At 42.1% G+C, this 7044-nt stretch carries 4 protein-coding genes; all 4 read right to left on the reverse strand.

Annotated elements, in window-relative coordinates; genetic code table 11:
* Window positions 1-90: 90 nt before the first annotated feature.
* Window positions 91-1248: a site-specific tyrosine recombinase/integron integrase gene (xerA, locus tag AC37HE_RS06415; protein ID WP_500781970.1), complete on the reverse strand. Its 1158-nt coding sequence runs from the start codon at window positions 1246-1248 to the stop codon at window positions 91-93.
* Window positions 1249-1726: 478 nt separating this feature from the next.
* Window positions 1727-2980, reverse strand: a complete 1254-nt coding sequence (locus AC37HE_RS06420) for a tyrosine-type recombinase/integrase (RefSeq protein WP_500781971.1) — start codon at window positions 2978-2980, stop codon at window positions 1727-1729.
* 460 nt (window positions 2981-3440) lie between these two features.
* Window positions 3441-4415 (reverse strand): pectinesterase family protein, encoded by a 975-nt coding sequence (locus AC37HE_RS06425; protein WP_500781972.1) that lies wholly within the window; start codon window positions 4413-4415, stop codon window positions 3441-3443.
* Window positions 4416-4521: 106 nt separating this feature from the next.
* A complete protein-coding gene (locus AC37HE_RS06430; RefSeq protein WP_500781973.1) occupies window positions 4522-6996 on the reverse strand; it encodes a glycoside hydrolase family 95 protein in 2475 nt (824 codons plus the stop codon).
* Window positions 6997-7044 lie beyond the last annotated feature (48 nt).

The following is a 7044-nucleotide window of genomic DNA, read 5'->3' on the forward strand; positions in this document are numbered from 1 at the left end:
CGCACAATGCAAGCCTAGCCCGCATCGCGGGGTTTAGTTCAACGTCTGTGTATATGACGGCTGTATTATACTTCGCTTATAGGGTTCATACTATAAGTCGTTGTTATTTTGTGTTTTATCTTTTAAAATCAAGTCTAATGGACTTTTGATTTTTGCAAGAGATTTAGTGCTTACGTGGGTGTAAATCTCTGTTGTTTTGCTTGATTCATGTCCTAATATGGTTTGGATGTAACGGATATCAACTCCTTGCTCCAACATGTGGGTTGCAAACGAATGGCGAAGCATATGTGGTGTTACCCGTTTGCGGATTCCTGCTTTCGAAACAGCTGCGTGTAAAACACGAGCAATGCTGCTTGTACTGTATTTTGTTCTGCCAGGCCCTTCGAATAGCCAGTAATTTGGTTTTTCTTTTTGCATATAGCGCTGTAAGACAATGCTAATTGAATCGGATAAAAGACTCGTTCGGTCTTTCTTTCCTTTTGCTCCTCTAATATATAAAATATGTTTATCAAACTGTACATCCTGGATACGTAAATTAATTAACTCACTCCGTCTTAAACCCGCCGAATAAATTGTACCAAGAATTGCTTTGTGCTTAATATTTTCAGTAGCTCGTAATATCGCCAATACCTCGTTTTCAGAAAGCACTTTGGGTAAGTCAAAGCTTTTGCGAGGACGTTCTATGGCGTAATATTCTCCTGGACGTCCCAACACCTTTTCGTAATAAAACTTGATGGCGTTAATCCGCTGGTTCTGTTGGCTGGCCGATATTCCTTTTTCACGGATCAACCACAAAATATAGCGGTTAATCTGATCTTTGGTCACCTCCTTCAAATCAAACTTGTGGAACATGCTGGTGAAATCACGCATATAGCTGATGTAAATCTTTTGGGTGTTCTGGCTATATCGCTTTTGCTCCAGCATTTCTCGGTAGCCCGGTGGAACATCGAGTTTTTGAAGCTGGTGGCTTTCGTTTTTGATTTGTGGAGCTTCAGGCAATTCAGGGGCAATCGTCGTTTTCAGCCCCTCGTAATCCACCCAGGCCTTTTCTCGGAACGCCTCAAAAAACTGGTGTAAGTCAAATTGTGCTTGGGGAATGTACCAGGCACCCAATGTCTGGCTCCAACGAGCCTGATCAATATGTTTCAAGATACTGATTAGCTCAACATCAAAGTCAAAAAGAATCAGCACGACAGTTTGTTGCCGATGGTTGGCATAGCTTAGCTTTATTCTCTTTTGTCCTGGCATGATGATAGTTAGTCACAACTACTAATTTACAAAAAATATAATCAGTAACAACATATCTGGTCTTCGATCTTATTATATTCAAGACTATCCATTTGGTAGCAAAACAAACAAAAGTAAATTTAGCAGAATGCCTTAACGAAAAAAGCAAGACTAAACCAAGTGTTCTTTCTCCATCTTTATTCAATTAATCACGTGAATCGTTTGTCTAAAGGCAGAACAGTCTTGCTGTTTCAGCCATTCTACTCCTAAGAACTTTTCTTCTTTTTTTACCTTTTTTTTCTTCTTTTTAAAATATAGATTGTATTGTACTCAGATAGGAAATCGTATTTTAACCTAGGAATTATAGTTAAGAATGCAACGGGGAATAAGTGCCAGCAGGCCTGCTCTTGGATCTTTCTTCAAAGGAGAATACAAAGGATCACGAGCCTTATTTTTTGTTTGCTATTACTTTTCACGAACTATCTTAGGTGCTTTTCGATCACATAGTTTTTTTTCCATCAATCTGCGGAAGTAAAACAGTAGAAAACCTTTCCCTGTGTTCATCTTCAAAGCTATCCAGGTAATGTCTTGTGACTTTAGTACTTTGATGCCCAAGTTGCTCACTGATAAATTCAATAGGAGCGCCAGAACGCTTGAGAATGGTGCTATAGGAGTGTCTTGCCCAATACGTAGTTATTTCGGTTGTAATCCCTACGTTCTCAGCTATTCTGCGAATATATTTATTTGTCTGCTTAATATGCTGCTGAAGCTTCTTATGTTTAGTTATCCCATCGTCCCCCTTCAAAAAGATGGGAAATATGTAATTGTCCTTTGACCGATCAGAATTACCGAGCTTTTTGATAATTGCGTCTATTTCTTTGAGACGATACACCCTAATAACCGGAACTTCTTTCGACGTATCCCGAGTCTTCTGCCTAATAAATTCAATGTTATCACCCTTCAAATCCTTGTATCTGAGGTTCGCTATGTCAATCATATTCATCCCATTTGACAAATAGCTCAAAATCCAATAATTCAAAGCCAGGTACTCGTTTTTATCGGTCGGGGTATAACTAAAAAGCTTTTCAATATCCTTCAAAGTCAGAGCCTTTTTCTTATTCTTCCCGTCGGGTATTTTGTATTTCCCCTTTTTAGGGTCGCCAAAAGGATAATCTCCAATGATTCTTGCGTCAATTGCTCTATTGACAATATGCTTTAGGTTGCGCATATACATTCCAATAGTGGTATATGAATTCTCTTGTTCGATCATCCACTTTTGGTATTTTTCAAGATAGCCAGGTGTAATTTTCTGGAACGTGATTTTCGGATCAAATTTCAAGAGACTGATCAAAGTTGACCGATAGAGTATAGCAGTCTGAACCTTGTTTGCTTCATCAAGTTCTTTCGTTTTATCCTCAAAAAAATCTGCGACAGTGCTACTTCTTACTTTATGACTTAAATACTCTCTTTCAAATGCCTCGAAACTGAAATTGACAAGAACATCGTCGATGATCTCGATCGCCCGATTTTCAATTGCTTCGAGTGTTTTTCGTTTTTCCTTGTTTTTTCCCCTCCCCACAGGGCTTGTCACTGCACTGAATCCATCAACACTATAATGCTCGCCCTTTACGGCATAATACTTACGTCTTCTTTGGTAGGTTATTCTTAATTTTACGGGATGCAATCCATCTTTATCTGTCACTCGTTTCTCCAAAATGATTGCAGTCGCTATATCAGGCTTCTTTCTTCCCATGTGTACAATTCATTTTTATACACACAAATGTACACACAAACTTCGAATAAATCATAATATAAAAAGAAAAAATAAGCAGGTATCACACTGTACCACAATGTATTGTGCAAACATAGGAAACTAAAAGAAATCAAAAAAATACCATTTTTTATGACTGGCAGTCAAAAGGTCATCGGTTCGATTCCGATATTCTCCACTAAATTATTAAAGAGTTACAGTCCTTACTGTGACTCTTTTTTGTTTCCATACAAACAAGTTAGTGGATAGGCGCCCAAATATTTACAGAGAGCGAAGAGTCTTGCTACCTATCCAGCCGTTAATGAGAAACACTTATCTGAGCAAAAAATGTTTTTGAAGATTGACCAGGAATACGAGGAAAGGATCAACTCAAAATTCCACAAAGATTCAAGTCGATTTAAAAGCCAATAAATTATTGGCTAAAAATGGTAAGATCTTAGACTTATTTTGAAAATTTCAGATCGACCAAATCCCACGCACTGCACGAACTAAAGATGTTCTTCAATTTGTATTTCTTTACTTCTCTTTTAGTCAATTGGTGCGACCAGCTAGCCCTTCCGGACGGATTTGCCCCATCACCGGCACTGTGGTATTCAGCATAAAAACTCGTTTTCTCGCGCTCGGGTTTCGACCAGTTATGCCAGCCCTCAGCCCTGATGTGGCTTCCCATCACACAATCGATGAAAACAACTTTGGCATAATCGCGCCAGGGACGTCCCAGGTACACTTCGGTCACATTCGGATCAGCCGTAAGCTTACAGTTTCGGAAAACATAGCCATAAGCATTCCCTTGTGGCGTGCTCGCTGCTGTGATGTACGAATTCTTTTTACTGTGAAGTGTACAATTGTCGAATACAGCCGTTGCAGCACCGAAGATAAAATCGGTGGTTCCTGAAATGTAACAGTCCGAGAAATACTGACGGCTCTTTTGTCCGGCGGCATAGATCGTGTCCTGATCGCCTAAAATAGCACAGTTTCTGGCCTTGAAATAATCTCCTTCAACATGCAAAGCAACCGCCTGCCCCATCTCACCTGCCGAGTTCTCAATGGTCAGGTTCTGAATCGAAACATGGTCCCCGGTTATTTTTACCGTATAACTATTGAAGGTTCCGATTCCGGGTTGTCCGGCGTAATCACCATTGGTAATGATTGTTTTCTCGCGGCTTTCACCAACAAGAGTCAGGTTGGTTTGAAAAGAGTCGATCAGAACTTTCTCGTGATAGATTCCGTTTTTGATGAAAATTTCTTTGGGCTCCGACGGAAAGGCTCCGCAAGCAGTTACCGCCTCCTGAATACTGGTGTAATCGCCCGAACCATCCTGCGCAACAACAAGATGCGTTTTACCATTGGCAAAAACCTGTGACATAGCCAGCAAGCCGAAACATACAGCGGCCAAAATAATTTTGATCTTATTCATTTGTTGAGTCATTATCGTCGAAATAAGCCGAAGAAACAAGATCATTCTCAGTTAATCTTATTCTTCGGCTTCATATTTTTACTTCGTTCCAAATTAGCTAGTTCAACTATTTTGCTGCAAAGTGATAAACTCCGCCTGCTTCTGTCGTAAAGTCAAACAGTTCAGTTGGATTTAACTCAACGGTTTTCAATTCAGCTTTTTCGCTAACCAAAGGTTTTTTGATGTCTGCAATTTTGAAAAGCGGATTGGTGTTCACCGTTCCTTCTTCCACCTTGGTCAATTGTACGTCGCCGGTCAACTCGTTAGCTAAACGCAAGCGACAGTTCCCTCCAACTTCAGAATAAATCGTTAGCTCTTTCACCATGCCATTCTCCCAACTCATATCGATAGTAAATCCACCGCGGGCACGCAAGCCTTTGACCGAACCGGAAGGCCATTTGGAAGGCAAAGCCGGCAACAGGAAGATGTCGCCATCCTGGCTCTGAACAAGCATTTCTGCAATACCTGCAGTACAACCAAAGTTACCATCAATTTGGAAGGGTGGATGTGCATCGAACAGGTTCGGGTAAGTACCTCCCTTTTCTCCTTTTTTCTCCAGTGGTGAAGGTGTCAACTGATCTTCAATCAGTTTATAAGCGCGATCACCATTCAGCAAACGAGCCCAAAAGTTCACTTTCCAGCCCATCGACCATCCGGTTGACTTATCGCCACGATATTCCAGCGTGTGTTGCGCTGCCTGGAAAAGTTCCGGCGACTCAAACGGCGAAATCTGGTTACTCGGATACAATCCGTAAAGGTGCGAAATGTGACGATGCTTATCATCGACGCGATCCCAATCTTTCAGCCATTCCTGCAGCTGAGTGTGTTGACCGATCTGCATGGGTGCCAGACGCGCTTTCATTGTCTGCACCGTATCGGCAAATGCTTTGTCGGTATCCAGAGCAGAAGAAGCATCAATCAGGTTTGAAAAAACATCGAAAACCAACTGGTTATCCATAGTTGTTCCGGCGAACATCGATGTACCACCGGGGTGACGATTTTCGGGCGACATGGACGGACTTACCACTAGCCAACCGTGTGTAGGCTCTTCCTGAAGTGCATCAACATAATACAAAGCAACGCCTTTCAGTATCGGATATACATTGGCAAGGAACTTTTTATCGCCTGAGAACAGGTAGTGTTGCCACATGTGCTGCGACAACCAGGCCCCACCCATCGGCCACATCCCGTAAAATGCGCCGTCAATGGGACCGGTAAATCGCCAGATATCGGTATTGTGGTGCATCATCCAACCACGCGCACCATACATCTCACGAGCGGACTGCTGACCGGTTTGGGATAAGTCTTTTATCATCGAAAACAAAGGCTGGTGCATTTCCGAAAGGTTGGTCACCTCAGCCGGCCAATAATTCATTTCAGTATTAATGTTCACCGTGTATTTACTATCCCAGGCCGGATTCAACTGGTGATTCCAAATTCCCTGTAAGTTTGCAGGCTGCGTTCCCGGACGTGATGAAGAAATCAAAAGGTAGCGGCCAAACTGGAAATACAGAGATACCAGTTGCGGGTCGTTGCCGGTTGCAAAATCGGCAATACGCTGGTCAGTTGGATTCTTCACCGAGTCGGTTACACCAAGATTTAACTCAACCCGTTTAAAATACTTCTGGTAATCGGCAACATGGGCCTCTTTGATTGTTTCGAAGCTTTTGGCACTGGCTTCCGCCAGGTAAGCTTTAGCAACCGTTTCAGCATCCCCACTCAGATCTTTATAATTTTTAAAGTTTGTTCCAATTGAAATCAACACCGTTGCAGCATCGGCATTCTTTACGGTTAACGAAGCGTCATTTTGTTCCAATGTTCCACCTTCAATTTCCGGATAAAAGCGGGCATTGAATTCAACCTTTCCTTCTTTATTTTCTACCGATTCGCCTTTACCGGTCAACACCAGTTGGTCGCCCTCGACCTGAACATGATTGACAGTATGTGGGCTTTCAGCTTTCAAGGTAAAGTTGATTTTTCCTTTTTTGCTGGCGGTAAACCGAACGGCAATCACCTGGTCAACTGCTGTTGAAAGAAATTCCCGTTTGTATGTCACTCCATCAGCAATATAACTCACCGAGCTAACGGCATCTGTCAAATCGAGATCACGATAATAGTTTGAAATAGCTCCCTGGTTCGGGAATTCAAAATACACATCGCCGACTGTTTGATACGGCATTCCGTAGTTGTTTCCTTCCGGCGCATGCCGAGGAACCCGGCTCATTGTTAAAGTCTCGGCGTCCTTATATCTCCCTTCAAAAAGTAATCGTCTAACTTTGGGCAAAATCTCTTTAAAACCTTTTGGTAAGTTGTTTCCAGGTTCGCCGGCCCAAACGGTTTCTTCATTCAACTGTAAATGTTCAGTTTCCGGCGTACCAAAAACCATAGCCCCCAGGCGACCGTTTCCAATGGGCAATGCCTCTTCCCACTGTCCGGCGGGTTTATCATACCATAGTTTTAATAGATTCTTATCCTTTTGAACTGGAGCACTGCAGGCAAGCAGGAACAAACAAAAGGAAAGCCACAAAAATTGCTTTTTCATAAATGAATGTTTGATCGTTTAAATTCTTCTGTAAAGGTCTGTAAACTC

Source organism: Mangrovibacterium sp., assembly GCF_059905295.1.